The 1,982-nt window shown below is 75.6% G+C and carries 2 protein-coding genes; one reads left to right on the top strand and one right to left on the bottom strand.

Annotated features, from left to right (window positions below; all coding sequences use genetic code 11):
* Positions 1-88 precede the first annotated feature (88 nt).
* On the bottom strand, positions 89-580 hold the full coding sequence (locus GT354_RS04145) for a Fur family transcriptional regulator (protein WP_161354795.1): 492 nt from the start codon (positions 578-580) through the stop codon (positions 89-91).
* A gap of 101 nt (positions 581-681) precedes the next feature.
* On the opposite strand from GT354_RS04145, the gene GT354_RS04140 reads away from it, so the two are divergent.
* On the top strand, positions 682-1,982 hold a 1,301-nt coding region (locus tag GT354_RS04140), incomplete at its 3' end, for a precorrin-3B synthase (RefSeq protein WP_161354794.1).

Here is a 1,982-nt window from a genome sequence, read left to right as displayed (position 1 = left end):
GGTCAGGGCCACGCCCGGCCGCCCGCACGCGCTCCCCGCCCCCACCGCGCCGCCCCAAATACCGCGCCGCACGGCCCCCGCCGCACCGCTACACGCGTGTCGTTCGCGTCGTGCGTGACGTCAGGGCGCGGCAGTCGGCGCACCAGCCGGTCAGGGCCACGCCTGTCGGTTCCAGGGTGAAGCCCTGTTCCGCGGCCAGTCGCCCGGCGGCGCCGTCGAGCAGATCGCCGGGCGCGTGGCTTACCGTGCCGCACCCGCGGCAGCGGACGTGTACGTGCGTACCGCCGACCAGGTGGCCGGCGAGGTGGTAGGTGGCGGCGTCGTGCCGCAGGCGCGTGAACGCGACCAGGTCCAGCCGCTCCAGGGCGTCGAGGGCGCGATAGATGGTCGTGCGGTGTACGCCGGGGGCAGCGCGGGACACGGCGGCGAAGATCGCGTCGGCGCTCAGATGTTCCTCGGCGTCCGCGAGCACCCGCAGCACCGCGGTACGGGCCACCGTGACCCGCTCGCCGTGCGCGCGAATCTGGCGCACCGCCTCGACCACGGGGTCGGGGGTGGGGTGCTGCGCGCCGTCGTCCATATGCAACAGTGTCGCATCTGGGCTGCCCGCAATCCGACACGGGGTGACAGGCCGGGCATACCGACGGGCGTACCGATGCGACACGAAGGGCGGTGGGCACGATGGCGGTTCGCGATCGTGACGACGCGTGCCCGGGCGTCGTCGACGCCACGATGGCCGACGACGGCCTGATCGCGCGCGTACGCCTCCCGGGCGGTCGGATCGATGCCGCCCGATTGGGTGAACTCGCGGCTGTGGCACGGGAATTCGGTACCGGGAGTCTCGACCTGACCGCGCGCGCCAACGTCCAACTGCGCGGTCTGACCGACGCCGACCTTCCGGCCGTCGCCGACGCGCTCGCCGCCGCCGGCCTGCTCCCCACCCGCAGCCACGACCGCGTCCGCAACATCCTCGCGAGCCCCTTGGCCGGCCGCGACCCACGTGCCCTGGTGAACGCCGACACCGTGGTCGACGCGATCGACGAGGCGCTGTGCGCGTCCCCGGACCTGGCCGCCCTGTCCGGTCGCTTCCTGATCGCCGTGGACGACGGCGGCGTCCCGGTCGCGACCGCCCGCCAGGACATCACCCTGCTCGCCGTGGCCGCAGACACCTTCGCCCTCCTGGTCGCCGGCCACGACACCACCCTGCGGGTTCCGACGGCGCGGGCCGCCGAGGCGGTGATCCGAACCGCCCGCGCCTTCCTCTCCGCCCGCGCCTCCTCGGGCGCCTGGCACGTGCGCGAACTCCCGACCGGCGCAGCGGCTTTCGCAGCCCGCCTCGGCGGCCGAAAAGAGCGGGTGGACGGGGTCGATGGGAGGACCGGCAGGGCGGGGCGGTCACCGGAGACAGACGCCGCAGACGGTACGCGTGCCCGCCCGGTGGCGGCGAGCGCTCGGCGCGGCGACCCCCTGATCGGGACCCTCGCGCAGTCGGACGGCCGGCACGCCGTCGGGGCCCTCGTGCCGCTCGGGCGGCTGACCCAGCGGCACGTCGCGGCCCTGGTCGCCCTCGGCGGTGACGTGCGGATCACCACCACCCGCGGTGTCGTCGTCCGCGACGTGCTCGACCCCGTGGCGACCGTCGCCGCCCTGGAAGCGGCCGGCCTGCCGTGCGACCCCGCCTCCCCGTGGCGCGGCGTGACCGCGTGCAGCGGACTCGGTTCGTGCCGCCGCGCATCCACCGACGTACGCGCCGCGGCCACCCGGCACGCGCTGTCCCTCGGCCTCGCACCCACGGGCCGGCCGGACATCGGCCTGCCACCCACCGGCCGAGCGGACCTCGCACCCACCAACCGCCCGGACTCCGGCTCGCCGTCCACCGGTCACCCAGGCCTCTCACTCAGCGGCCATCCGGACACCGGCCCCACGAACTCCGGCCACCCCGACACCGGCCCCACGAACTCCGACCAGCCCGACACCGGCCC

It is taken from the genome of Streptomyces sp. SID3343, from assembly GCF_009865215.1.
Lineage (GTDB): Bacteria > Actinomycetota > Actinomycetes > Streptomycetales > Streptomycetaceae > Embleya.
This window is presented reverse-complemented; position numbering and strand designations above follow the sequence as displayed.